This is a genomic window from Micromonospora krabiensis (genome assembly GCF_900091425.1).
Taxonomy (GTDB): domain Bacteria; phylum Actinomycetota; class Actinomycetes; order Mycobacteriales; family Micromonosporaceae; genus Micromonospora; species Micromonospora krabiensis.
The window spans coordinates 2647079-2671969 of record NZ_LT598496.1 but is presented as its reverse complement, the minus strand read 5'-3'; the positions used below and the strand labels follow the sequence as shown (position 1 = coordinate 2671969).

Below are 24891 nucleotides of genomic sequence, written 5' to 3'. Positions count from 1 at the left end.
CCTTAACTCGTGGTGCGGGACTGGTGAAGGGGCGTGGGGCCGGGATCCGGCAGGCCGGCGGCGAGCGCGTCGAACGCCTCGCCGACGAGGTCGGGCAGGGACCGGGCGCCGCCCGCGGCGGCCCAACGGACCATCGCGGTGCGGAGGGCGGCGCCGGTGACGGCGGTGAGCAGGGACGGGAAGCCGTGGTCCGGGGGCACGCCCACCCGGGCGGCGATGACCTCGGTCATCGCGCGTTCCGTCTCGGCGCCCACCGAGGCCAGGCGCGGCAGCAGGGCGGGGTTGCGCGTGATCACGTCCATGCGCAGCAGCCACAGTTCGCGGTCGGCCTGCATCTCCTCGATAACGTCGGCGAGGGCCGTCCGGATCGCGGTGAGCGCGGGTGTCTCCGGGGGCACCGACTCGAAACGGGCCACGAACCGGGCGCCGTCGAGCCCCTGGTCGCCGATGAGGGCGTCGTCCTTGCTCGGGAAGTAGTTGAAGAACGTCCGGGACGAGACGCCGGCGGCGGCGCTGATCTCGTCGACGGTCACGTGGTCGAGGCCGCGCTCGGCCACGAGGCGCAGCGCGGCGGTGGCCAGCGCACGGCGGGTCTGCAGCTTCTTGCGATCGCGCAGGCCGCCCGTGGCGGGGGAGGCGCTGGCGACGGTCACCGCGACACTCTAGGAGCGATCTTGCAGGACGTGCAAAGTTTCACGGTCTGAAGTGAGAAGGCTAACGGGGGCCCCGGCCGCGTCAGTGCGGGGCGCCGAGCGGACCCGGCCCGTCGGGGCGTCCGCCCTCGATCTCCTCGGCGAGCGCCTGCCGCAGGCCGCGTCGCTGCCTCCGACTGACCATGAACTCCACCATGGCGGTGACGACACAGATCACCGCGAGCCACACCAGGGAACGGAGGGCCGCGATCCGGCCGGTGAGCGGCAACATCGCGAGCAGGGCCGTCGCCGCGAGCAGGCGGGGCCACACGACCGCGACGACGAGGCGGCTCAGGCGCAACTGGAAGGCGGCGTGCGCCACCAGGTACAGCGCGACACCGCCGTACATCGCGTACCGGCCCACCTGGTCGAGCGGGTCGCCCTCCCGGTAGGACTGGGAGGCGACGACCAGCGACGGCGTGTGCTTCAGCCCGACGGCCAGCAGGATGACCCCGACGATCAGGGGCAGGTGCAGATAGCTGTAGGCGTCGCGGGCGAGGGTCACCCGCCGGGCCGGGTCGGCGTCCCGCAGCGCGTACTCGCCGACCAGCGCGGAGAGGTCGAAGTAGATCCAGCCCAGCGCCCCGGCGACCACGACGGCGAGCACCGAGGCCAGGAGCAGTCCGGCCGTGGTGGGCACGTCCGACCCCGCGATGCCGACCGCCACCAGCACCTCGCCCAGGGCCACGATGACGATCAGGCCGTGCCGCTCCGTCCAGTGCCGCACCGAGAAGACCGCTCGCTGGGAGAGCTTCACGGCGAGGCCGACCCCGTAGTCCACGCCGACCGCGACCGTCCAGAGCAGCACCTGCCCGACCTCGACCGTCCGCTCGCCGAGGCCGGAGCGGGGCAGCGCCGCCGCGAGCAGCAACAGGAGCGTCGCGACCAGCATCGGCCCGATGAGCGCGACGCGCTCCCGCCCCCCGAGCGACGGCGTGGCGTAGAGACGCAGCGCCAGGTAGAGCAGGCGCAGGACGACGAAGCTGGCGACGAAGACCAGCGGCGTGTAGACCCCGCCGGGAAGGTCGGCGAACGCCTCCCGGGTGCTGACGGCGAGCGTGAACATCACCGGCGTGGCGGCCAGCAGCACCAGCCGGGACAGGCCGAAGTCGCACCGTACCCGGTTGCCGAGCCAGGCGAAGAGCGACCAGGACCACCACATCAGGGTCAGGACCAGCAGCCCGTGCAGCACGCCGAGGGCCCCGGCCTCCGCCGTCATCAGCGTGGTGACCTGGATGAACGCGAACACGAACACCACGTCGAAGAAGATCTCCTCGACCGTGACCCGTGTCTGCCCGGTGACCGGCCGCAGGCCGCGACCCCGTCGTACGGTCGGCTGACCGGACGCGTCCGCGGCGCGGCGTTCTGGGCGGCCGGTCACGGCGGCTCCTCGGCCCCCTTCTCCGTGACGGCCGTGTCGGGGACCCGGGCGTCCTCGTCGGCCAGGTCGTCCTCGCCGCCCAGGACGTCGCCGTAGCGCTCGACGAGCTGCTCCGCCGCGCGGTGCTTCGCCCGCTCCGAGTCGTCCCGGGCCGGCCGAGGCGGCTCGTCGGAACCCTGTGACATCGGTGGCCTCCCGGCGCTCTGCGACGCCCCGGCGGTCCGCGGGCGCGCTCCCGCTTACCCGTGGCCGGCGCGCCGACACGCGGCCCGCGCCGGCCGGACGGCGGCCGGCGACACCCCGGAGCGGCTGGTTGTGTGGCCGGCGCTCATATGGACTGTGATGCATGTCTCGGTACCGTCGGCGCACGCCGGCGCCACCGGCGTCCACCACCAGGAGTCGCATCATGAGAGTTCCGTGGAAGGCGCTGGCCGCCGCCGTCGTCGGCGTGCTGCTGGCCGTGCCCCCGGTGAGCCCGGCGCACGCCGCCGGCACGCCGTACACCGTGCCGCCGGTCGCCGGCTCGCTGAGCACCTACAACGTCTCCGCCGTCTACGTCGCCGGGGTCTCCTCCGGCGGGTACCTCGCCACCCAGCTCCAGGTGGCCTACTCCGGGCGGATCCGCGGGTCGGCCGTCTTCGCCGCCGGCCCCTACTACTGCGCGCAGAACACCGTCACCCAGGCGCTCTACGCCTGCGGTGACAACATCTACCCCACCTACCTCGCCAATCTGGAGACCTACACGCGGACCTGGGCGTCGTATGGCTGGATCGACCCGGTGAGCAACCTCGCCTCGCGTCCGGCGTACGTGTACCACGGCAACTCGGACACCACGGTGAAGAAGTCCGTCACCGACGACCTCGTGCGCTACCACCAGCGCTTCGGCGCCAGCGTCCAGTACGACAGCGGCTCGTCCGCCGGCCACGCCTGGGTCACCCCGTACGGGACGGGCGGGTGCGGTGTGACCGCCGCGCCGTACCTCAACGACTGCGGTACCGATCCACAGAACGCCTTCCTCCGCAAGCTCCTCGGCTCGGTGGCGGCACCGAACACCGGCCCGCTGCGCGGCACGATGATCCGCTTCGCGCAGAACACGTTCGCGGTGGGCGGCTGGGCCAACGGCATCAGCATGGACACGTCCGGCTTCGCCTACGTCCCGGCGCCGTGCGCCGCCGGCCAGTCCTGCCGGCTGCTGGTGGCGCTGCACGGGTGCCTCCAGGGGTACGGCAAGGTCGGCACCGCCTTCGTCGACCGTGCCAACCTCAACCAGTACGCGGACACCAACAACATGATCGTGCTCTACCCGCAGGCCACCACCTCGGCCGCGAACCCGAACGGGTGCTGGGACTGGTGGGGCTACCTGGGCGCGACGAACTACCCGATCAAGGGCGGCGCCCAGCTCGAAACGATCATGAACATGGTCCGCCGCGTGGACGGCTGACCCGGGGTTTCGGGTCGGCCCACCGGGGGATGCGGGCCAGGCTCGGGGCGGGCGGGGCGGTTGGGGGTGCGGATGGTCGTCGGTTCCGGTGGAGACCCCCATCCGGAGGGTGGCTTCGGGCGCCAGCTCGACGAACCCGAGACCGGCCTCGGCGGCCGGCGGCCGGAGACTCCCGCGTCGATGCCGAGCGGCCTCGTCGACAGCGCCGTCTACAGCCGGGGATACCGGTACGCGTCGCCGTCCACCCTCGCCGACACGTACCGGTGCCTCCAGGAACTGACCGAGGCGATGGCCTGGATCGGGCTGTACCGCCCGGACCGCGACCAGATCGTGTCCCTCGCCCGGGAGTTCCGCCTCCACGACCTGGCCGTCGAGGACGCGATCAACGCCCACCAGCGACCCAAGCTGGAGCGCTTCGGTGACACCCTGTTCGTGGTGCTGCGGGCGGCCCGCTACGTCGACGTCCGCGAGGAGGTCGATTTCAGCGAGGTCCACCTGTTCATCGGTCCCGGCTTCGTCGTCACCGTCCGGCACGGCGAGGCGCCCGACCTGGCCGCCGTCCGGGCGCGGATGGAGGCCGAGCCGGAGATGCTCGCCCGCGGGCCGCAGGCGGTGCTCTACGCGATCCTCGACCAGGTCGTCGACGGGTACGCCCCGGTGGTCGCCGGGTTGGAGAACGACATCGACGAGATCGAGACCGAGGTCTTCGGCGGCGACCCGAACGCCAGCCGGCGCATCTACGAGCTCAGCCGCGAGGTCATCCAGTTCCAGCGGGCCGCCCGCCCCCTACTCGGCGTACTCGCCGCGCTCGCCGCCGGCTCGGGCAAGTACGGCACGGACGAGGAGCTGCAGCGCTACCTGCGCGACGTGACCGACCACCTGACGCAGGTCGTGGAGCGGGTGGACAGCTTCCGGCACCTGTTGCAGAACATCCTGGCCGTCAACGCCACGCTCGTCTCGCAGCAGCAGAACGAGGAGATGCGCAGCCTGACCGCGGCGAGCTACGCCCAGAACGAGGAGCTGAAGAAGATCTCGGCCTGGGCCGCGATCCTGTTCGCACCCACCCTGATCGGCACGGTCTACGGCATGAACTTCGTCCACATGCCCGAGCTGCACTGGCGGTACGGCTACGGGTTCGCGGTCGCCCTGATGGCGCTCGTCTGCGGCAGCCTGTACCTGGTCTTCAAGCGCCGCGGCTGGCTCTGAGCGGCGGGTCCGCCGGTGCCGGCGTGGTTATTCGAATCCGCGCAGGATGTGTCGCTCGTCCTCGACGTCGTCCTCGTCCAGGCCGATGCGGCCCTGCAGGGCGGAGGCGGCCCACACCGCCAGCGGGGTGGACGCCCCGGTCGTGCCGCCCGCGACCTGCGGGTCGTCGCCGGTCAGACCGTCCTCGATCGGTGGCGCGCTGCGCTGGACCTGCATGGCACTGCCCTCCTCGTTGCCGCTGCGCCCCCGGGCGACGGGCAGGACCGCCACGACGCGGACCGCACGCCGGCCGGCCCGCGGAGTTGGGGTGACACAGCTCACATGCACCATCCCACGTCCGGACGCTCCGGCACACCCGGTTTCCCATACCCGACTCTTCGTCGGCGCGGATCGATCGGTCAGGACAGCGGACGGGAGATCCCCCGGGCGTGGTCGGTGAGCGCCGCGCCGACCACCGTCGCCTCCACGGGCAGGACCTCCAGGCAACGGCGGACGGCCGCGGCCATCAGGACGTTCGGCACCCGCATGGACAGCGTGCAGTGCGGCACCCAGCGTCCCGGTCGGTAGTGCTCGACGAGGGGCACGCCGGCCGCGTCGAGGCGGTCGTGCACCTGCCGGTGGTGGGCCAACAGGTCGGCGGTGGGCGTCGCACCCAGCCACAGGACCCGGCCGACGAACTGCCCGGCGTGCTGGAACGACAGTCGCAGGGGAGCGGCCACCACCATCCCGTCCAGCGCCGCCGTGACCCGCTCCGGGTCGAACCGGGGCGCCACCGCGAGGGAGACGTGCGGGCGGTGCCGCTGCTCCAGCAGGGAACGCATACTCTGCACGCCCTCGGCCTCCAGCGCGTCCCAGAGCACCCGGATCCGCCGGGTGGCGTCGGTGTCCAGGTAGAGCTCCAGCGCCGCGACCACATGATCACGGTAGCCGCCGCGTTTGCCCCTCCGTTGCCGCGGTACAGGACAGGAACCGGTCGGTACGGGAAGGATGGGCACGTGGACGTGAGTGACCTGCTGATCGAGACGTACGACCGTCTTCCGCCGCTGGTTCGCGTGGCGGTGGAAGGGCTCACCCCGGAGCAGCTGCGCCAGGCGCCCCGTCCGGGCGCCAACCCGGTGGGTTGGCTGGTCTGGCACCTGACCCGTATCCGGGACGACCACCTCGCTGACGTGATGGGCACGGAGCAGGTGTGGGTGGGTGGCGACTGGGCGCGGCGCTTCGGGCTGCCCGGCGCCGACCCGCACGACACCGGCTTCGCGCACACCGCCGAGCAGGTGGCCGCGCTGCGGCCGGAGAACGCGCAGGCGCTGATCGACTACCACGAGGCCGTGCACACCCGGACCCGCGCGTACCTGGCCGGGCTGCGACCGGCGGACCTGGACCGCGTGGTCGACGAGTCGTGGGACCCCCCGGTGACCCTCGGCGTCCGGCTGGTCAGCGTCGCGGAGGACGACCTCCAGCACGTCGGGCAGGCGGCCTACGTCCGTGGCCTCCTGCTCGCCGACTGACCGGCGTGGTCACGGCACGATGACCGCCCGGCCCTCCAGCGTGCCGTCCCGCATCCGGTGGTACGCCGTGAGCGCCTCGTCCAGCCCGAACCGGGTCGTCTTCGGCCGGACCAGACCCCGGGCGCCGAGGTCGAGCACCTCGACCAGTTCCGGCCGGCTGCCCCAGTAGGTGGTGGCCACGCTCATCTCGTACGGGACGGAGAAGAACGACACGGGCAGGGTGCCGCCGCCGATGCCCACGATCGTCAGGTCGCTGACCGTACGGGCGACGGCGGCGCCGAGCCGGAGGGTGGCGTCCGCGCCGACGAAGTCGAGCACCAGGTCGGCGCCCCGGCCACCGGTGGCCCGCCGGATCTGCTCGACGGCGTCCCCGCCGGACGGCACGGTCAGGTCCGCGCCGCACTCCTCGGCCAGCTGTAGCGCGTCCGCCCGGGTGTCCACCGCGACGACCCGGGCGGCCGTCGTCGCCTTGAGGATCTGCACACCGACGTGCCCGAGGCCGCCCACCCCGATCACCACGGCGGTGCTGCCGGGGGCGAGCCGGTGCCAGGACCGGCGGATCGCGTGGTACGGCGTGAGCCCGGCGTCGGTCAGCGGCGCGGCGTCGACCGGGTCCAGCCCGTCGGGCAGCGGGACGACATGCCGCGCGTCGGGCACCAGCTCGTAGTCGGCCATGCCGCCGTCCAGTCCGAGCCCGCCGCCGCCGCTGGGCACCGGGGCGCCGGCCGGGTTCTCGCAGTAGGGGTCGACGCCCACCCGGCAGCGGGCGCACACCCCGCACCCCCACGGTCCGTAGACGGCCACCGGCTGCCCCACCGTCAGCCCGGTCACCCCGTCGCCCAGCGCGTGCACCCACCCGGCGTTTTCGTGCCCGAGGGTGAACGGCGGATTCCACGGCATCGAGCCGGCCTCGAAGTCGTGCATGAGGTGCAGGTCGGAGTGGCAGGCGCCGGCCGCGCCGACCCGGACCACCACCTGGCCCGGGCCCGGTGTGGGCTCGGGTACCTCGACCAGCTCCGGCTCCGACTTCCACTCCTGCAGCCGTAGCGCGCGCATGCGGCACCTCCGCTCCCGATCCATCCGTCCGTGGGGCTGCCCGTCGAGGCCGGAGATAAACGGGTCCCCGAGGGGCGGGCCAGGCGGTCACGGTGGCCCACCGCCACCCGATCCGGGTGATGCCGCCTCACCCCGGTTCCGGGCAGCCTGCCTGGACGAGGGGAGGGGTCCGATGGTCAGGAGCGTGGCTGACTACCTGCGGAAGCTGGGGCCCGGCCGACGACTCGACCTGCCGGAGGCCACCGCCGGAACGGTGCGGTTGGACGCCCGGGAGGACGGCCACACCGAGCACTGGTATCTCACCATCGCGGACCAGCACGTCGACGTGGGCCGCTCCTCGGACGACGCCGACCTCGTGGTCCGTGCCGACCGGGCGGTCTTCGACGACCTGGCCGCCGGTCAGCTGCACGTCTCGGCCGCGCTGCTGCGCAACGACCTGACCGTGCAGGGGGACATCCGGCTGCTGATGATGCTGCGCCGGATCTTTCCCGGACCACCCGACGCCCGCGACCCACGCACCGTCGGCCGCGCGGTGCTCGAGGGCCGTGTGGCGCCGGGCGGATGGGGAGGCCCGTCGTGACGAAGGACCGGGTCCACGTGATCGCGGGCAACGCCTTCGCGGCCGGCGACGCGCGGGGCGACATGGACGTCGACCCGCACGCTCCGGTCGGGCTCTTCTCGTTCGACACCCGGTTCGTGTCCCGGTGGGTCCTCACCGTCAACGGCGAGCGCCTCAACGCCCTCTCCCGAGACGACATGACCTACTTCGAGACGCGGTTCTTCCTGGTGCCCGGCGCGGCGAGCCACTACGTCGACGCGGACGTCTCGGTGATCCGGCACCGGTCCATCAACGACAGCTTCAACGAGCGCATCACCGTGCTCAACCACTCGCCCGAGCCGGCCGAGTACACCGTGCGCCTGGCGGTCGGCACCGACTTCGCGGACACCGCCGAGATCCGGCAACCGCGCCACCGGGACGTCCGGGCCATCGCCGACCCGGCCCGCCGTCAGCTGCGGCTGCGGTACGAGCGGGGCCGGTTCCTGCGGGAGACCATCGTGACCAGCACCCAACCCGTCGAGGTGGACGAGGGCGGGATGACCTTCCGGGTCCGGCTCGGACCCGAGGGCAGCTGGGCAACGGACCTGCACGTCGGGATGACCATCCACGGCGCGGGGGGCCGGGACCTGCGGGTGAGCCTGGAGTCGCACCGCGACCACGTCCGCCGGGGGATGCGCGAGGACCTGGCGGAGTGGCTGGCGCGGGCGCCCACGCTCGTGGCCGAGCGGGACGAGCTGGCGGCCATCTACGAGCAGAGCCTCATCGACCTCGCGTCGCTGCGCTACCGGCCGCTGGCGAACCCCGGACCGGTGCCGGTGGGCGGCCTGCCGTGGGCGATGACGCTCTACGGACGGGACGGACTCTTCACCTGCCTCCAGTCCCTGGCGTTCACGCCCGAGCTGACTCCCGGGACGCTGCGCGAGCTCGCCATGCTCCAGGGCAGCCAACTCGACGACGTGGGCGACGAGGAGCCGGGGAAGATCCTGGCCGAGCTGCGGTACGGCGAGGCGGCGGCGTTCGGCGACGAGCCGACCGCGATCTACTACGGGGCGGCGGACACCACACCCCTGTTCGTGATCCTGCTCGACGAGTACGAACGCTGGTCCGGTGACGCCGACCTGGTCCGCGAACTGCGTCACCCGGCGCGAAGGGCGCTGGACTGGATCGACGACTACGGCGACCTGCTCGGTGACGGCTATCTGCGCTACGTCACCCGCAACAGCCGCAAGGGCTGGATCAACCAGGGCTGGCGGAACTCGCCCGAGGCCGTGGTGTACGCCGATGGCCGGTTGCCGGGCTTCCCCCGGGCGACCTGTGAGCTGCAGGGCTACGCGTACGACGCGAAGCGGCGCGGAGCCCGCCTGGCCCGCGAGTTCTGGGGCGACCCGGCGTACGCCGACCGGCTGGAGCGGGAGGCGGAGGAGCTGAAGCGGCGGTTCAACCGGGACTTCTGGCTGCCCGAGCGGGAGTACTACGCGTTGGCGTTGGAGCCGGACGGCACCCCGGTGGACGCCCTGTCGTCCAACCTCGGGCACCTGCTGTGGAGCGGGATCGTCGAGGAGGGGCGTGCCCAGGCGCTCGCCGCGCACCTGGCCGGTCCGGCCCTGTTCAGCGGCTGGGGCGTGCGGACGCTGGCGGCGGGGCAGCGCCCGTACAACCCGGTCGGCTCGCACCTGGGCGCGGTGTGGCCGTCGGACAACGCGCTGGTGGTCGCGGGGCTGCGCGAGTACGGCTGCGACGTCGAGGCCGCGCGGATCGCCGCCGGCATCTTCCACATGGCGGAGCGGCTGGGCGGGTCGGTGCCGGAGATGATCGCCGGCTACGAGCGGGAACTGACCAAGTACCCGGTCCAGTTGCCGGCCGCCGGCCGACCCCAGGCGTGGTCCTCGGGAGCGCTGTTGATGATCCTCGGTACGGTGTTGGGGCTGCGGCCGACCGGGGAGAACCTGCTCGTGAACCCCGCGCTGCCGCCGGGGTTCGGCCGCGTCGAACTGCTCGACGTTCCTGGTCGGTGGGGACACTCCGACGCGTACGGCCGGGACCGGGCGGGCGCGTTGCACCAGCACCGGCCCCGACTGCGCTGAGACGGCCGTCGACGGCCGTGGCATGCCCGGCTCCGGCTCCGCCCGAAGACCGCGCGTCCGCCCGTCGCCCGGGCGCGGCGCGTCGTCGGCCCCGATCCCGCCGACGCTCGTCAGTCGGCGGGACGGCCGCCGGTGGACGGTCTGCCGCGTGCCCCCGACGGAGGCTCACCCGGGTCGGCGCCCGGGTCGTCCGGCCGACCGGGCGGTGCGGTTCTCGGCCGGGCGGGGTGTGTGGGCCGGCTGGACGACTCGCCCCGTGGCTTCTCGTCGGCCAGCACCCGGTCGCAGTATGCGGCCACCTGGCCCCGCCCGCCGTCGGCGGCGACCAGGCGGTCGAAGGCCGGGTTGTCCGGCGCCCGCCCCGGCTTGTCGCCCGCCTCCGCCCGGTAGGCCGTGCAGAGCGCGGCGTCGGTGCTGGCGGACGGGGTCGGTGGCGGCCCGGCCGGGCCGTCCGACGGGAGGCCCGGGGGTGCGCTCGGCGCCACCGGCGGAGCCTCCACCGACGGCGGGGGGCCGACCGTGGCCGACGGCGGTGGTCCTCCGGGTAGCGTGCCGGTCGCGGCGAGCGCGACGCCGCCGGTGGCGGCGACGGCGAGCGCGGCCAGCGCGGCCCGTACGCCGAGGCCGGTCAGCGTGCGCCGGCTGCGCGCCGGCGCGGCGGGTGGTGGTGGATCCGACCGGGCGCGGCGGAACGCCCGCACGGCGGCCTGTTCGCCGTCGAGCTCGCCCGCACGGGGTGCGGCGCGCAGGGCCGCCAGGAGCATCGCGAGCGGATGCGGGGCGTCCCGCGAGTCGATGGCGGAATCGCCGAGGAGCCGCTCGACGGTTTCCTGGTCCGTCAGGTGTGCGTTCATCTCGTGTCCCTCAGCGCCGCGCGCCGGTGGGACGTCACATCCGGCCGTCGGTCACGGGGCGAGGAGGGCCGCCGGCGGCCCGTGCCGCCCGGTCCGTGCGCCGTCTTCGACGGTGGGCGTTCAGCCCATCGTCTTGGCGCCGTCGATCGCCTCGCGCAGGATGTCGGCGTGCCCGGCGTGCTGGGAGGTCTCGGCGATGATGTGCAGCAGCACCCGCCGGACCGACCAGCTCACACCCGGCTCGAACCACGGGGCCGTCGGCAGCGGGTGGGCGCTGTCGAGGTCGAGCGTGCCGACCAGGTCGTCCGTCCGCGCGGCGACCCGTGCGTAGTCGTCGAGCAGGCCGGCCAGGGTCTCGCCCTCCTGCATCCGGAACTGGCCCACCCAGTCGACCGGCTCGCTCTCCATCGCCTCGGCGCCGCCGACCGCGAACCGCATCCAGCTCGCCTCGGTGAGCGCCACGTGCTTGATGAGGCCGCCGAGGCAGAGGTCGCTGACCGTCGTGCGGGTGGCGGCCTGCGCGTCGGTGATCCCGTCGACCGTCTGGCGCAGGAAGCCGCGGTGGCGGCGCAGCGATTGCACCAGATCGGCCCGCTCGCCGGTGGTGACCTGGGAAGAGATGGTCATGGCGTCGCCCTTCGTCGGCTGTCCGTCCAGGACACCGTACGACCGCGCACCGACGTTTTCGGCCACGCCGCGTCGGCCGCACCGGTTGCCGATCCGGGGCGATCGGGGTGAACTGAATGACATGGGTGTCATTCGGGTGGGCACGTCCTCCTGGGCCGACCAGTCGCTGCTGCGCTCCGGCTGGTATCCGCGATCCGTGAACACGCCGGCCGGGCGGCTGCGCTGGTACGCCGAACACTTCCCACTGGTCGAGGTGGACACGTCCTACTACGCGGTGCCGGTGCCCGAGACCACCGTCGGCTGGGTGGACGCCACCCCGGACGGGTTCACCTTCGACGTCAAGGCGTTCAGCCTGTTCACCGGTCATCCCACGCCGGTCGCCGCGCTGCCGCGCGACCTGCGTCCCGCCGGTGCCCCTAGCCGGATCCGCCGGCGGGACCTGACCGCCGGGGCGTACGACGAGCTGTGGGCCCGGTTCCGGGCGGCGCTCGACCCGATCGCGGCGGCCGGCAAGCTCGGCGCGGTGCTGCTCCAGTTCCCGCCCTGGCTGGTCCGCGGCGCCGCCGCCGAACGCCGGATCGTCGAGCTCGCCGAGCGCTGCCGACCCTGGCGGGTGGCCGTCGAGCTGCGGCACGGGTCCTGGTTCGACGGCCGGGCCGCACTGGACACCCTGGACCTCCTGCGCGCCCACGACCTGAGCCTCGTCTGCGTCGACATGCCGCAGGGGCACCCGTCCTCCGTGCCCCCGATCCCGGTCGCCACCGCCGAGCTGGCGGTGGTGCGCTTCCACGGCCACAGCGACGCCTGGACGACCGGCGACAAGGAGGAGAAGTTCCGCTACGCGTACGGCGACGGGGAGCTGCGCCACTGGTCCACGCTGCTGACCGAGCTGGCCGACCAGGCCGGCGAGCTGCACGCGCTGTTCAACACGTGCTGCGCGGGCCAGGCCCAGCGCGACGCCGAGCGGCTCTCCGGGCTGCTGGCCGCCGGGCGCGGCCGCCCGGCGGCGGCCGGCGCCGCGAGCTGACCCGTCAGGCCGTCGCGCGTACGTCGAGCACCACGCCGCTGCGCGGCCGGGTGGGGATGCGCCGCAGCGAGATGCCCAGGTCCTGTGGCGGCAGGTCGTAGTCGAGACGGGCCAACCGGACGACGAGGTCCCGCAGCAGCGCCACCGTGATCATCTCGCCCGGGCAGCGGTGGCCGGTGCGGGGATCCCCACCGCCCTGCGGCACCAGCTCGAACTCGCCGATCGGGCGGTCGAGGAAGCGGTCCGGGCGGAACCGGTACGGCTCCGGCCACACCCGTGGGTCGTGGTTCTGCCCGTACAGGTCCAGCAGCACCAGCGCCCCGGCCGGAATGCCCATGCCGCCCCACCGCAGGTCGGCCACCGCCTGACCGCCGACGAACGGGGCGAACGGGTAGAACCGGCGGACCTCGTGGGCGTACGCCTCGGCGAACGCGCCGTCGCCCGACCGCAGCCGGTCCCGGTGTTCCGGCCAGCGGTGCAGGGCGTGCCCGGTGAACGCGACGAACCAGCTGACCGCCACGGTCGGTCGGACGATGTTGAGCAGCTCCACCGCGGCCGTGCACGGGTCGAGCGTCGAGCCGTCCGCGTCCCGGTGCTCCGCCACGGCCCGCACCGCCGACCCCGCCGGCACCGCCGCCTCGCCACGGCGTACCCCCTCGACGAGGCCGGCCAGCCAGTCCTCCCGGCGGGTCCGGGCCCGCCGCGCCCGCCAGTGCCGTGGCCCGCCCGTGGCGAAACCGTCCACCATCGCCACCAGGTCGGCCGCGAGCGCCGGCACGTCGTCGTCGCGCAGCGGTAGCCCCACCCAGTCACCGACGCCGCGGGTCAGCACCCGGCTCACCTCGTCGAAGAGCACGAGCGGCCCGCGCGCCGCCCAGTCCCGCGCGGCGGCGTCCCACGCGCTGGCGACCCGTCGTACGAGGTCTTCGATGCTCCCGTCCATGAGCAGCGCCACGAACAGCGCCTTGCGGACGCGGTGCGCCTCGCCGTCGAGGCCGTGCACCGCGCCGTGCCCGAACAGGGTGCTCTGGACCGGCCCCGGAATCGCGCCGTGCCGGCGGATGTGCCGCTCGTCGTAGAAGAACCGGGCCGCCTCCGGCCCGTGCAGCGCCACCGCCCGCTGACCGAGCAGCCGGGTGGCGAGCACGTCGGCGCCACCGCGGCGCAGCCGGTTGGGCAGCCAGGCGTAGCCCTCCAGCGCCAGGGCGAGCGTGTTGTCGAAGCGAACGTAGGGCGACGGCATGGGCTCTGTCGTGCCCACGCGACGAGGTCGCAAACCACCGCAGACCGTGCACCGTCAGGCGGTGCGCCGCCCCCGGGAGCGGAACGCGTCCTGCGTACGCTCGTCGACCTCCGCGGCCTCGGGGAAGGTGCGACCGCTCGGCGCCGGGTCCGGCGGCGCTCCGGGCCCCGCCTCCGGTTGCCGGCTCGGCTCCACCGGGCCGAACCCGTGCCGACCCATCTTCCCGGACGGTCCGGACGGCACGCCGGCCCGGCGCTCGCCACGTCGCCCCTCCGGGACGGCCGTCTCCTCGCTGCCCTCGTCCATCGGCGAGTCCTCGTCCACGCCGAAGGGTGGTTCGGTGTCGTAGACGTCCCGGGTGCCCCACGGGACCGTCACCTCCGGATCGCGCGGGGCCTGCCCGCCGTCGCGTCCCCTGTCCGCCGTCATGGCCACCTCGCTGCTCGGTCCGCCGGTACCCGAGTTGATTGCCCGCCACCGCGCCGGTCATGCCCACCGCGCGGCCCGGTCCGCCCGGGGGCGTCAGACGATCGGCGGCCCGGGCACCACGGCGGTGGTACGGCAGACGAACCGGCCGGCACCCCGCCCGAGGAGTCGGCGGGGTGCCGGCCGGTACCGGCCGTCAGTGGCCGGACATCGCCATCGGCCGCTTGGCGGTCACCATGCTCACGGCCCGGCCGAAGTGCCCGGCCCTGGGCGTGCCCATCCCGGGCATCATCCCCAGGCCCGGGAGCCGGGCCGCCTTGCCCATCACGCCGATCTTGGCGATCCCCTTCGGCGCCGACGCCAGCCCGCCCACCCGGCCGATGATCCCGCGCCACATCTGGCCCGGCTTCTGCTGCTCGCTCATGTACGCGGTCACCACCACCAGCGCGCCGGTCAGTGCCGGGACCGCCCACTGCAGCAGCTTCATCTGCCGCTGATTCGACGCCACCGCGGCCGGCGTCTGGTGGTTCGGCTCGGTGATGCCGTTCACCGGTGGCCCACCGGCGCGCTGGAGCCGCATGCCCAGCAGGCGGCTGTACCCGGTGACCGCGAGGGCTCCCACGGTCAGCGCCGTCTTGACGGCGCTCGCCCGCGCCACGCCCGCCTGGGCCGCGACCCGGGGGCTCTCCGTCACCAGCTCACCGACCGCGCCGGCCAGGTGTGCCCCGATGGCCGCCGCGTTCACCGGCGTCCACCGTGACCAGCCGGCCGAGGCGACCGGAAGTCGCTGCGTCGCGTCGTTGATCTTCGCCGCCGCGCCGTTGACGCCGAGCGCCCCCATCAGGGAGCCACCGAACCAGGCCGCGAGGCCCAGATCGTGCATCGAGCGCAGGGCGGTATGCCGTTCGGACATCTGATCCCCTTCCACCGTGTCGGGCGGTGCGGCTTACCCACCGCCCGGGTGGCTAACCCCGTCGGTGACCGGCCGACACCTCCGGGCCGGGGACGGACGGGACAGCGCCGACGTCCGCCGCCCGCGCGGCCTCGCCCAGTTCCGTCGCGGGCAGGAGTCGTCCGGACCTGCCGGGGTAGAGCAGTACGACGTTCCGAGGAGAGGGGATCCGATGAGCCAGCCCGAGGAGAGCCGCGAGAAGACCGCCGAGACCGACGCGGTGCTGATGCACCCGGGCAACGATCCGCACCGGACCACCGCGGAGGTGCCGCCGCGACGCGACCGCGGCGAGATCCGGGTGGAGCGCGACGGCGAGATGGTGCCGCTCGAACCGGAGGAGTGACGGTCAGCGGCCCGGCAGGCCGGCGGCGAAGGCGGCCACCCGGTCGGCCAGCGGGGCCGCGGCGCGCACCCAGGTGAAGTGGTCGAGCGGGGCGCCGGCGTCCGCGACGGTGTAGTGCTCGCGGACCACCGGCGCGGCGACCAGCTTGGCGCACAGATGGTCCATCGTGGCGTGCGGCGTGTACTGGTCGTCATCCACGCTCACCGCCAGCACCGGCGTGCGGACCCGGCGCACCGCCGCCTCGGCGTCCACCCCGTCCAGACGGGGGAAGCGGCCGGTGCGGGCCGTGTACGCCCAGTCCCGGATGACCCCGCGCGCCTGCCGGCCGCCGAAGCCCCAGCCCGGCCACACCCGCAGCAGCGCGGCGGTGGCGGCGATCCCCTGCGTGTACGGCAGCACCCCGTAGCCGCGCCGCCCGGGGTAGGCCCGCCACCAGGGCAGGCCGACGGCCACCAGGGCCAGCCCGTCCACCGTGTCACCGCCGGCCAGCGCCAGGTGCAGCAGCGCCGCCTGCCCGCCGAGCGAGTGCCCGAGCAGCAGGCGCCTGCGTCCGTCCAGCCGCGGCTTGAGCGCCTCCAGCACGGCGCCCACGTCGCCGGCCAGCTCCGGGTAGCCGTACCGGGACCGGCGGCTCGGCGCCGGCGTGCTCGCCCCGGTGCCGCGCAGGTCCGCGACGACCACGGCCAGGCCGGCGCCGCGCAGGGCGGCGGCCAGTGGCCGGTAGTAGCGGGCCCGGACGCCCATCGCCGGGCAGACCACGACGACCGGCGCGTCGGGCCGGTCCGGCTCGGGATACACCTGGATCCCGAGCCGTTCGCCGTCGACCTCCACGAACTCCTGCGTGTACTCCGCCGCTGCGCTCACCGGCCCAGCGTACGGCCGCCGGGAAGGGAGCCCCGCGGACGGCGACAGGCCCCACCGATCCGGCGGGGCCCGTCGCTCGTGCCGTTCCTGCGCCGACCCGGCGATGGTCGCCGCCGCGCCGCCGCCCGGTCAGGAGACCGTGATCGAACCGTTGGTTGCGCGGACGCAGGAGACCGCGCGGGCCGCCGTGGCGGCGGCGCCCGCGAGGCACTGGCCGAGCACCTGGTGACCGGCGGCGTTCGGGTGCCAGGACTCCTGGCACGTCTGGAAGTACGTGGCGCAGACGTTCGCGATCCGTTGGATGGCGATCTTGTCCTTGCCGGACAGGCTGGTCACGACGGTGCCGTTGGGCGGGCTGTCCTGGAGCCGGATCGGCGTGGCCAACGCCCCGGTCGGGCTGGTCGCCGCCTCGCAGAGCCGGGCGCCGTCGAAGGCCCGCTGCACGTTCAGGTAGACCAGGTCGGCGGCCGGGAACTCGGCCGCGAGGGTGTCCCGGGTCGACTTCACCAGGGTGCCCAGGCCCTGCGAGAACCGGTGGCCCGGCGCCAGGCTGGCCCGGTGGATCGGGCAGCCCGCCGCGTACCGCTCGGCGCCGAGGTCGCGGAACTTGTCCCGCGTGTCGTCGCGACCGTCCTCCTCGTGGAAGGAGGAGTAGAGCTCCTGCGGCAGCGGGTTGGTGTAGTCCTGGAACACGATCCGGTGCTGGCCGTCCGCGTCCACCTGGTCCAGGGTGGTCAGCAGTTGGCGCACGGCCGTGACGGTCTCGGCGGTCGCGGCGGTGAACTGGGCCGCGGTGGCCAGGTCGGCGTCGCTGCACGGCTCCTGCGGCACCGGGCCGTTCAGGTAGGCCCAGAACTCCCACCAGCCGGTCCAGGCGTCCGCGATGAAGCGGTTGGCGCACTTCTCGGCGACGTTGCCGAAGGTGAACGAGCTGTTGTTCGAGCCGAGACCCACCAGCACCAGGTCGATGTCGTGGGTCTGGGTCACCGCCCGGAGCTGGTCGAGCTGTGAGCTGACCTGCCGACCCTTCTCCCGGGACGCCGAGGCGGCGGCGATGTCGCTCGGCTGACCGCCGGAACAGGCCAGGTTGAAGCGTGCCTGGATGCCGGGCAGGGCCGCCCGGTGCAGCGAGGCGTTGGGCGAGCGGTGGCAGAAGTACGCGTTGCTGTTCGCCGCCGTCCAGCCGGGGAAGCCCTGGGCCACCCCGTTGATGTCCACCACGGGGCTGTACGACCCGGCGCCCTCGCCGCTGACGAAGCTGTCCCCGAGTGCGACGGCGGCGGTGGGCAGGGCGGCCGACGCCGGGGCCGGCAGGGCGACCGCGGTCGACAGGGCGGCGGTGGCGACGGCGAGCGTCGCCACCAGCGCCGTACGACGGAACCTGGACATCTGTCTCCCATCTGTCCATGGAAATATGAAAGATTCTCCGAGGCCGCGATCAGATCACCCGGTCGTGATGCGCGTCAATGCCTCGCAACACTTTCGTTCAACGACCGAAACACCCCGCCCTGCCCCCCCCGCCCCCCGCCCCCCGCTCCCGCCGCGGTGATCAAGAGGTTCGCGTCAGGATCGGCGCCGGATCTGACGCGAAGCTCTTGATCACCGGGCGGCCCCCTGGCGCGCGGCGATCCGGTGCGGGGGCCCGGGTGGGCAGGTGGGGCGGAATCCGGTGAGGGTTGGGGGTGTTGGAACGGCGGGCGTTGCTGCACCGGGCTCGCGGCCCGGTCGGCGCGTCCGGCGCGGCGGGTCACGGGGTGCCACGGGGTTGTCGGGGCATCCGGCTAGGCTCGCTGCGGCGCGCCGCGCCGGGCGCGGCCGCGCCAGTGAGCGGCACCACACCGCCGAGACCTGGGAGTACGACCAGTTGACCGCAGAGCCTGACACCCTGTACGGGGCCGATGACCTCACCCACCTCGAGGGGCTGGACGCCGTTCGCAAGCGTCCGGGTATGTACATCGGCTCCACCGACAGCCGTGGCGTGGGTCACCTCGTCAACGAGATCCTCGACAACTCCACGGACGAGGGTGTCGCCGGTCACGCCAAGAAGGTCGAGGTGACACTGCACGCCGACGGCTCGGTCCAGGTCGACGACGACGGCCGGGGCATCCCGACGGACGTGCACGCCCGGTCCGGCCTGTCCGGCGTCGAGCTGGTCCTCACCCGACTGCACGCGGGCGGCAAGTTCGGCGGCTCCGGCTACAAGACGTCCGGCGGTCTGCACGGCGTCGGCGCCTCGGCGGTCAACGCGCTGTCCCGCCGCTTCGACGTGACCGTCCGCCGCGGAGGCAAGATCCACACCATGTCGTTCCGGCACGGTGTGCCGGGAATCTTCGACGGTGACGGCCCCGACGCGCGGTTCACCCCCGGCCCGGGGCTCCAGGTGGTCGGCGCCATGAAGCGCGGTCAGCGCACCGGCACGTCGATCCGCTACTGGCACGACCCCCGCTACTTCGAGACCGGCGCGGCGCTCGACGTCGAAGCGGTCCGGATGAAGCTGCGCAACACCGCGTTCCTCGTGCCTGGCGTGAGCTACCTGCTGCGCGACCACACCGGCGAGGCGCCGACCGAGGAGAAGTTCCACTTCCCCGACGGCCTGAACGACATGGTGGAGTTCCTCGCCCCGGCCGGCGACCGGCCGGTCTCCGGCACCCTGCTGGTCACCGGTGAGGGCAGCTACCGGGAGAACGCCGCCGACGCCAACGGTGTCATGCAGTCCAACGTGCAGCGCCGGGCCGAGGTCGAGATCGCGTTCCGCTGGGGCACCGGCTACGAGCGCACCGTGGAGTGCTTCACCAACACCATCCGCAACGCGCACGGCGGCACCCACCGCAAGGGCTTCGAGCGGGCCCTGGTCCGTACCCTCGCCGAGGCGGCCCGCAACGCCCGTGGTCTGCTCAAGCCCAAGGAGGACGCACCCACCCTGGACGACGTCCTGGAGGGCATGACCGCGGTGGTGCACGTCCGCATCCCGGAGCCGCAGTTCACCTCGCAGACCAAGGACGAGCTGTCCACCGCCGGCATCACCAAGGTGCTCCAGTCGCTGGTCGAGCAGCACCTGAAGACGTGGCTGGAGGACCGGCGGACGAAGACCGAGGCGCGGACGGTCCTCCAGAAGATCGTCGACGCGTCCCGGGTGCGGCTGACGCAGAAGCAGCAGAAGGACGCCGCCCGCCGCAAGACCGCCCTGGAAGGGGCGTCGATGCCGGCCAAGCTGGTCGACTGCCGGGCGGCGGGCATCGAGCGCAGCGAGCTGTTCATCGTGGAGGGTGACAGCGCCCTCGGCACGGGTCGCCTCGCCCGCTCCGCCGAGTACCAGGCGCTGCTGCCCATCCGCGGCAAGATCCTCAACGTGCAGAAGGCCAACCTTCAGCAGGTGCTCGACAACGCCGAGTGCGCGGCGATCGTGCAGGTGCTCGGCGCCGGCTCGGGCCGCACCTTCGACCTGTCGGCGCTGCGCTACGGCCGCGTCCTCATCATGGCGGACGCCGACGTCGACGGCGCTCACATCCGGACGCTGCTGATCACGCTCTTCGCCCGCTACATGCGCCCGCTCATCGAGGCCGGCCGGTTGTACGCGGCCATGCCGCCCCTCCACAAGATCACCACGAAGGGGCGCAACCCGCAGACGACCTACACCTACACCCAGGCCGAGATGGCGGCGACGGTCCGCAAGCTGGAGAAGGCCGGCAAGCAGATCGTCACCCCGATCCCGCGGTTCAAGGGTCTCGGTGAGATGGACGCCGACGAGTTGTGGGAGACCACGATGAACCCGGCCACCCGGTCGGTCCGCCGGATCACCCTCGACGACGTGGACGCCGCCGAGCGGATCCTCGAACTGTTGATGGGCGAGAAGGTCGAGCCGCGCCGCAACTGGCTGATCGACTCGGCCGACCTCGTCGACCGGGAGGCGATCGACGCATGAGCCGGACCGACACGCACCGCAGCGCCGCGACCGCACGAGGGGACAGCTGAGTCATGGCACGCCGCAAGGAAACGAAGGTCGACCACTCCGCGTTCGACCAGGCCGGCGCCCGGGTCATCGACAACTCGCTGGTCGCCGAGGTCTCCGACTCCTACCTGGAGTACGCCTTCTCGGTCATCCACTCCCGCGCCCTGCCGGACGCCCGCGACGGCCTCAAGCCGGTGCACCGGCGGATCCTCTGGTCGATGTACGAGCAGGGCCACCGGCCCGACCGGGGGCACGTGAAGTCCGCCCGGATCGTCGGCGACGTCATGGGTAAGTACCACCCGCACGGTGACACGGCCATCTACGACGCGATGGTCCGCCTGGCGCAGGACTTCTCGCTCAACGCGCCGCTGATCGACGGGCACGGCAACTTCGGCTCCCCGGACGACGGCCCGGCGGCGGCGCGTTACACCGAGGCCCGGATGTCCCGCGAGGCGATGCTGCTCGTCGGCGAGCTGGGCGAGGACACGGTCGACCTGGAGCCCAACTACGACGGCTCGCTGACCCAGCCCACCGTGCTGCCGGCGGCCTTCCCCAACCTGCTGGTCAACGGGGCGTCCGGCATCGCGGTCGGCATGGCCACCAACATGATCCCGCACAACCTCGGCGAGGTCGTCTCGGCGGCCCGCTGGCTGATCAACCACCCGGACGCCTCGCTGGACAAGCTCATGGAGTTCGTCCCCGGCCCCGACCTGCCCACCGGCGGCCTGCTGCTGGGGCTCGACGAGGTGCGCCGGGCCTACGAGAGCGGGCGCGGTGTGGTCCGCATGCGGGGCAAGGTCGAGATCGGCCCGCTGGAGGGCAGCCGGGGCCGGCAGGCCATCACCGTCGTCGAGCTGCCGTACGGCGTGGGTGCCGAGAAGGTCATCGCCGCGATCACCAACGAGGTGACGAAGACCAAGCGGCTCACCGGCATCGCCGACGTCAAGGACCTCACCGACCGGGAGAGCGGCACGCGCCTGGTCATCGAGTGCAAGGTGGGCGTCAACCCGCAGGCCCTGCTGGCCGACCTCTACCGGCTCACCCCGCTGGAGCAGTCGTTCGGCGTCAACAACCTGGTGCTCGTCGACGGGCAGCCACAGACCCTCGGCCTGAAGGCGCTGCTGGAGGTGTTCCTGGCCCACCGCTACGAGGTGGTGACCCGGCGCAGCGCGTACCGGCGGCGCAAGCGCGAGGAGCGCCTGCACCTGGTCGACGGCCTGCTGATCGCCCTGCTCGACATCGACCGGGTGGTCAAGCTGATCCGGGCCAGCGAGGACGCGCAGGCCGCCAAGGACGGCCTGATGCAGCGCTTCAAGCTCTCGGAGATCCAGGCGACCTACATTCTGGACACCCCGCTGCGCCGGCTCACCAAGTACGACCGGCTGGAGTTGGAGGCCGAGCAGGAGCGGCTGCGTCAGGAGATCGCGGAGCTGTCCACGATCCTCGACGACCCGAAGGTGCTCAAGAAGGTCGTCTCCGACGAGCTGGGCGCGGTGGTGAAGCAGCTCGGCGCCGAGCGGCGCACCACCCTGGTCGACGGTGACCTCAAGGAGGTGTTGGCGGCCTCCGTGCCGGCCGGCCCGCTGGAGGTGGCCGACGACCCGTGCCAGGTGATCCTCTCCGCGACCGGGCTGGTGGCCCGCACCGCGGCGGAGTCGGAGGAGACCGCCGAGGGGCGCCGCCGGCACGGCCGCGTCAAGCACGACGCCGTACGCGCGGTCGTCCCGTCGACCGCCCGGGGCCGGGTGCTGCTGGTGACCAGCGCCGGGCGGGCCTTCAAGATCGACGTACTGCCGTTGCCGGTGCTGCCCGAGCAGGCCGGCACGGTGTCGCTGCGCGGCGGGATGTCGGCGGCCGAGCTGGCGCCGTTGGGTCCCGGCGAGACGGTCGTGGGGCTGGCGCCGCTCGGTGCGCCCGCCGAGGGTTCTCCCGGTCTCGCGCTGGGCACCCGGCAGGGCGTGGTGAAGGTGGCCGCGCCGGAGTGGCCGGTCCGCTCCGACGAGTTCGAGGTGATCGGCCTGCGCGAGGGTGACGAGGTGGTCGGAGCGACCTGGCTGACCGACGGCGCCGAGTCCCTGACGTTCATCACGTCGGAGGCGTCGCTGCTGCGCTTCCCGGCCACGCTGGTCCGTCCGCAGGGCATCCGGGGTGGCGGCATGGCCGGCATCAACCTGCCGGGCGACGCGCAGGTGGTCTACTTCGGAGCGGTGCGGACCGACGACCCGACCCACGGCGAGCCGATGGTGGTCACCTCCACGGGCGCCACGGTCAAGGTGACGCCGTTCGGGGCGTACCCGGCGAAGGGCCGGGCGACCGGCGGGGTGCGCGCCCAGCGCTTCCTCAAGGGGGAGACCGACGTGGTGGTCGCCTGGGTCGGGCCGCGCCCGGTGGGCGCCACCGCGAACGGCGAGCCGGTGGAGCTGCCCGCCGCGGACCCGCGCCGGGACGGCTCCGGTTTCGCCGTGATGCTCGGCCCGACCGTGATCGGTCACCAGGTCGAACGCGACTGACCCAAGTGCGAGGGTGCCCCGGACTCCTGTGGTCCGGGGCGCCCGACGGGACCTGCCGGTGGGCGGCAGAGGCCGCAGTTGGTGTGGACCTGTGGCCGCGTGGAACGCCGGGGAAGTCCCTAGGGCGTGTCCTGCCGATCATGTAATGGTTGATCGTTAACGATGTGCCGGTGGTGCGTCGTGGTGAGCTGACCGATGAGGCGTGGGTGGTGATCGCGCCGCTGCTACCGGAACCTGGCGGAGCTCGGGGGCGGTGGCGGGATCACCGCCAGGTCATCAACGGGATCCTGTGGAAGCTACGCACGGGTGCGCCGTGGCGTGACCTGCCGGAACGCTTCGGGCCGTGGAAGACCTGCCACGAACGGCTGCGCCGCTGGACCGCTGACGGGACGTGGGATCGGATCCTGGCCGCCGCGCAGGTGCATGACGACGGCACACCGGTGCAGTGGACGATCAGCATCGACTCGTCGATCGTGCGGACGCACCAGCATGCCGCTGGCGCCCGCAAAAAGGGGGCTCCCCGACAAGTGCGGCGACGCCTGGTGCGCAAGATGGCGAGGCCATCGGCCGGTCCCGCGGCGGGTTGAGCACGAAGATCCACCTCGCGGTCGACGGACGCGGACGGCCGCTGTCGATCCTGCTCACCCCCGGCCAAGCCGGCGACAACCCGCAGCTCCTGGCGCTGCTGGACGCGATCCGCGTCAACGAGCCCGGGCCGGGTCGGCCCCGCAAGCGACCGGAGGTGCTGATCGCGGACAAGGGCTATGCACATGACTCGACCCGGCGAGCCCTGCGACAACGCGGGATCCGGCACGTCATCCCGGAACGCAGCGACCAGGTCGCTCGCAGGGCCGCCAAGGGCAGCCACGGCGGGCGACCACCGGCCTTCGACAAGGTGATCTACAAGAAGCGCAACGTCGTGGAACGCTGCTTCAACCGGCTCAAGCAGTGGCGTGACCTGGCAACGCGATACGCCAAACGCGCATCCCTCTACCGAGCCGGCCTCGTCCTGATCGCTGCCGTCATCTGGCTCCCATGATCGACAGGACACGCCCTAGTCGGATGAGATGACGCGGGTGGCTTGGATGGCGCGGCGCAGACGACCGTCGGCAGCCAACTCCCCGAACATGTAGATCTCCGTGGTGATGGCGCCGCCCTTATGCAGTTCCGCGATGAGCCGGTACCGGGCGGCGACCTGGTCGCCGTCCACCAGCGCCTGTTCCACCTCGACCCGGAGACCTGCTGCCCGTCTGCGGGCCGGACGGATGTGATCGAGCAGTCGTTTTCGGTCCAGCAGCACGCCGTCGTTGACCAGTTCGTAGTCCGGCGTGTGGTAGCGGTCAAGCACGGTCACCGGATCCTCGTCGCCCAGCCCTGCCTCCTGCGGATAGCGCGTCAGATAGCCGGTCAGATCGGTACGGGGCGTCATGTGATCTCCCTGAAGCGACTTATCTTTGACACGCTGTATACGTTAAAGGTCAGGCGGTAGATTAGACAAGGTGTCAGGGATAACGGGTGATCGGCGCCGACGGCGGCGCTCCGACGCCGAGCGCAGCGCCGTAGCCGTACTCGACGCCGCCGTCGAGGTGCTCGGTCGGCATCCGGAAGCGAAGGTGGAACAGGTCGCCTCCGCAGCCGGCGTCACCCGCCAAACCGTGTACGCCCACTACCCGTCCCGGCCGCTGCTGGTGGCCGCGGTCATCGAGCGCATCACGGCCGAAGCCGTCGCCGCCCTCGACGCCGCCGACGTCGACAGCGGCACCGCGGCCGAGGCGCTGCAGCGCTGGCTGGACGTCACCTGGCGGCTGTTCGACCGGTACCCGCTGCTCCTGCACCCCTCGGTGACCGCGATGGAGCAGGCGGACACCGACCGCCAGCATGCCGCGGTCATCGAACGCCTGGAGCGGCTGATCAGGCGCGGCCAGGCCACCGGCGAGTTCGACCCCACCCTCAGCTCGGCCTGGTTGGTCTCCGCGACCATCGCGCTCGGGCATGCGGCCGGCGGCGAGGTCGCCGCCGGCCGCATGACCACCGCGCAGACGGCGGCGGCGCTGACTCACAGCATCCTGCGCGTGTACGGCGTCCGCGAGTCCTGATCAGTGACGTTCCTGCCACGGTCGGCGCTACTCTGGCCGCCGCACGGCGACAATCCGGGCAGCCTGTTGCGGA

General features: G+C 73.0%; 25 protein-coding genes. 11 read left to right on the top strand and 14 right to left on the bottom strand.

The features are described 5' to 3' along the window. Positions 1 to 2: 2 nt before the first annotated feature. From GA0070620_RS11830 to GA0070620_RS11820, 3 genes are all read right to left on the bottom strand, one after another. Entirely contained in the window at positions 3 to 653 is a 651-nt protein-coding gene (locus GA0070620_RS11830) for an acyl-CoA-like ligand-binding transcription factor (RefSeq protein ID WP_091590027.1), read from the bottom strand. Between the two features lie 82 nt (positions 654 to 735). Continuing rightward, positions 736 to 2073: a low temperature requirement protein A gene (locus GA0070620_RS11825; RefSeq protein WP_091590024.1), complete on the bottom strand. Its 1338-nt coding sequence runs from the start codon at positions 2071 to 2073 to the stop codon at positions 736 to 738. Then, positions 2070 to 2258, bottom strand: coding sequence for a hypothetical protein (locus GA0070620_RS11820; RefSeq protein WP_091590022.1), 189 nt, complete (start codon positions 2256 to 2258; stop codon positions 2070 to 2072). Before GA0070620_RS11820 ends, GA0070620_RS11825 begins: the two co-directional genes overlap by 4 nt. Positions 2259 to 2479: 221 nt before the next feature. Here GA0070620_RS11820 and GA0070620_RS11815 point away from each other — a divergent pair, with 221 nt between their 5' ends. Together GA0070620_RS11815 and corA are read left to right on the top strand one after the other, a co-directional pair. Continuing rightward, on the top strand, positions 2480 to 3514 hold the full coding sequence (locus tag GA0070620_RS11815) for an extracellular catalytic domain type 2 short-chain-length polyhydroxyalkanoate depolymerase (RefSeq protein ID WP_091590019.1): 1035 nt from the start codon (positions 2480 to 2482) through the stop codon (positions 3512 to 3514). Positions 3515 to 3586: 72 nt separating this feature from the next. Further along, positions 3587 to 4720, top strand: coding sequence for a magnesium/cobalt transporter CorA (gene corA / locus GA0070620_RS11810; protein ID WP_091598591.1), 1134 nt, complete (start codon positions 3587 to 3589; stop codon positions 4718 to 4720). Between the two features lie 27 nt (positions 4721 to 4747). Here corA and GA0070620_RS11805 read toward each other — a convergent pair whose 3' ends face one another. Both GA0070620_RS11805 and GA0070620_RS11800 read right to left on the bottom strand, forming a co-directional pair. Next, positions 4748 to 4990, bottom strand: coding sequence for a hypothetical protein (locus GA0070620_RS11805; RefSeq protein ID WP_091590016.1), 243 nt, complete (start codon positions 4988 to 4990; stop codon positions 4748 to 4750). Positions 4991 to 5118: 128 nt separating this feature from the next. Beyond that, positions 5119 to 5634 (bottom strand): 2'-5' RNA ligase family protein, encoded by a 516-nt coding sequence (locus GA0070620_RS11800; RefSeq protein ID WP_091590013.1) that lies wholly within the window; start codon positions 5632 to 5634, stop codon positions 5119 to 5121. An 81-nt stretch (positions 5635 to 5715) separates the two neighbouring features. Between GA0070620_RS11800 and GA0070620_RS11795 the strand changes: the two genes are divergently transcribed. Next, positions 5716 to 6228, top strand: a complete 513-nt coding sequence (locus tag GA0070620_RS11795; protein WP_091590010.1) for a mycothiol transferase — start codon at positions 5716 to 5718, stop codon at positions 6226 to 6228. Between the two features lie 9 nt (positions 6229 to 6237). Here the strand turns inward: GA0070620_RS11795 and GA0070620_RS11790 are convergent, their stop codons facing one another. Further along, positions 6238 to 7284 (bottom strand): NAD(P)-dependent alcohol dehydrogenase, encoded by a 1047-nt coding sequence (locus GA0070620_RS11790; RefSeq protein WP_091590008.1) that lies wholly within the window; start codon positions 7282 to 7284, stop codon positions 6238 to 6240. A gap of 172 nt (positions 7285 to 7456) precedes the next feature. Here GA0070620_RS11790 and GA0070620_RS11785 point away from each other — a divergent pair, with 172 nt between their 5' ends. Both GA0070620_RS11785 and GA0070620_RS11780 read left to right on the top strand, forming a co-directional pair. Continuing rightward, positions 7457 to 7864, top strand: a complete 408-nt coding sequence (locus GA0070620_RS11785; protein ID WP_091590006.1) for an SCP2 sterol-binding domain-containing protein — start codon at positions 7457 to 7459, stop codon at positions 7862 to 7864. Continuing rightward, positions 7861 to 9927, top strand: coding sequence for an amylo-alpha-1,6-glucosidase (locus GA0070620_RS11780; RefSeq protein ID WP_091590004.1), 2067 nt, complete (start codon positions 7861 to 7863; stop codon positions 9925 to 9927). The genes GA0070620_RS11785 and GA0070620_RS11780 overlap by 4 nt, the downstream gene beginning before the upstream one ends. Before the next feature lie 110 nt (positions 9928 to 10037). Here GA0070620_RS11780 and GA0070620_RS11775 read toward each other — a convergent pair whose 3' ends face one another. Together GA0070620_RS11775 and GA0070620_RS11770 are read right to left on the bottom strand one after the other, a co-directional pair. Continuing rightward, a complete protein-coding gene (locus GA0070620_RS11775) occupies positions 10038 to 10781 on the bottom strand; it encodes a hypothetical protein (RefSeq protein ID WP_091590001.1) in 744 nt (247 codons plus the stop codon). A 120-nt stretch (positions 10782 to 10901) separates the two neighbouring features. Continuing rightward, on the bottom strand, positions 10902 to 11408 hold the full coding sequence (locus GA0070620_RS11770; RefSeq protein ID WP_091598588.1) for a DinB family protein: 507 nt from the start codon (positions 11406 to 11408) through the stop codon (positions 10902 to 10904). 121 nt (positions 11409 to 11529) lie between these two features. Between GA0070620_RS11770 and GA0070620_RS11765 the strand changes: the two genes are divergently transcribed. After that, positions 11530 to 12435 carry a DUF72 domain-containing protein gene (locus GA0070620_RS11765; protein ID WP_091589998.1) on the top strand — a complete coding sequence of 302 codons (906 nt, stop codon included), beginning with the start codon at positions 11530 to 11532 and terminating at the stop codon, positions 12433 to 12435. 4 nt (positions 12436 to 12439) lie between these two features. On the opposite strand, the gene GA0070620_RS11760 is transcribed toward GA0070620_RS11765, so the two are convergent. From GA0070620_RS11760 to GA0070620_RS11750, 3 genes are all read right to left on the bottom strand, one after another. Further along, the gene (locus GA0070620_RS11760; protein ID WP_091589995.1) at positions 12440 to 13678 is read right to left on the bottom strand and encodes a cytochrome P450; all 1239 of its coding nucleotides are present in this window, start codon (positions 13676 to 13678) and stop codon (positions 12440 to 12442) included. Between the two features lie 54 nt (positions 13679 to 13732). Further along, positions 13733 to 14107 (bottom strand): hypothetical protein, encoded by a 375-nt coding sequence (locus GA0070620_RS11755; RefSeq protein ID WP_091589992.1) that lies wholly within the window; start codon positions 14105 to 14107, stop codon positions 13733 to 13735. Positions 14108 to 14300: 193 nt separating this feature from the next. Next, complete coding sequence (locus GA0070620_RS11750) at positions 14301 to 15017, bottom strand: hypothetical protein (RefSeq protein WP_231922335.1); 717 nt, start codon at positions 15015 to 15017, stop codon at positions 14301 to 14303. A gap of 211 nt (positions 15018 to 15228) precedes the next feature. On the opposite strand from GA0070620_RS11750, the gene GA0070620_RS32640 reads away from it, so the two are divergent. Beyond that, positions 15229 to 15399 (top strand): hypothetical protein, encoded by a 171-nt coding sequence (locus GA0070620_RS32640; RefSeq protein ID WP_157741595.1) that lies wholly within the window; start codon positions 15229 to 15231, stop codon positions 15397 to 15399. A 3-nt stretch (positions 15400 to 15402) separates the two neighbouring features. Here the strand turns inward: GA0070620_RS32640 and GA0070620_RS11745 are convergent, their stop codons facing one another. Together GA0070620_RS11745 and GA0070620_RS11740 are read right to left on the bottom strand one after the other, a co-directional pair. Continuing rightward, on the bottom strand, positions 15403 to 16263 hold the full coding sequence (locus GA0070620_RS11745) for an alpha/beta hydrolase family protein (RefSeq protein WP_091589990.1): 861 nt from the start codon (positions 16261 to 16263) through the stop codon (positions 15403 to 15405). A gap of 129 nt (positions 16264 to 16392) precedes the next feature. After that, positions 16393 to 17652 carry an SGNH/GDSL hydrolase family protein gene (locus GA0070620_RS11740; protein ID WP_091589988.1) on the bottom strand — a complete coding sequence of 420 codons (1260 nt, stop codon included), beginning with the start codon at positions 17650 to 17652 and terminating at the stop codon, positions 16393 to 16395. Between the two features lie 280 nt (positions 17653 to 17932). Here GA0070620_RS11740 and GA0070620_RS11735 point away from each other — a divergent pair, with 280 nt between their 5' ends. From GA0070620_RS11735 to GA0070620_RS11725, 3 genes are all read left to right on the top strand, one after another. After that, positions 17933 to 20185: a DNA gyrase/topoisomerase IV subunit B gene (locus GA0070620_RS11735; RefSeq protein WP_377520530.1), complete on the top strand. Its 2253-nt coding sequence runs from the start codon at positions 17933 to 17935 to the stop codon at positions 20183 to 20185. A 53-nt stretch (positions 20186 to 20238) separates the two neighbouring features. After that, positions 20239 to 22722, top strand: a complete 2484-nt coding sequence (locus tag GA0070620_RS11730; protein WP_091589983.1) for a DNA gyrase/topoisomerase IV subunit A — start codon at positions 20239 to 20241, stop codon at positions 22720 to 22722. Positions 22723 to 22895: 173 nt separating this feature from the next. Then, positions 22896 to 23761 (top strand): IS5 family transposase gene (locus GA0070620_RS11725; protein WP_157741751.1). Its coding sequence is split into 2 segments (ribosomal slippage): positions 22896 to 23229 and positions 23229 to 23761, totalling 867 coding nucleotides; the frame shifts between segments, so codons are not numbered across the junction. A 15-nt stretch (positions 23762 to 23776) separates the two neighbouring features. On the opposite strand, the gene GA0070620_RS11720 is transcribed toward GA0070620_RS11725, so the two are convergent. Then, positions 23777 to 24151: a nuclear transport factor 2 family protein gene (locus tag GA0070620_RS11720; protein ID WP_091589981.1), complete on the bottom strand. Its 375-nt coding sequence runs from the start codon at positions 24149 to 24151 to the stop codon at positions 23777 to 23779. A 70-nt stretch (positions 24152 to 24221) separates the two neighbouring features. Here GA0070620_RS11720 and GA0070620_RS11715 point away from each other — a divergent pair, with 70 nt between their 5' ends. Further along, entirely contained in the window at positions 24222 to 24818 is a 597-nt protein-coding gene (locus GA0070620_RS11715) for a TetR/AcrR family transcriptional regulator (protein WP_091589978.1), read from the top strand. Positions 24819 to 24891: the final 73 nt, after the last annotated feature.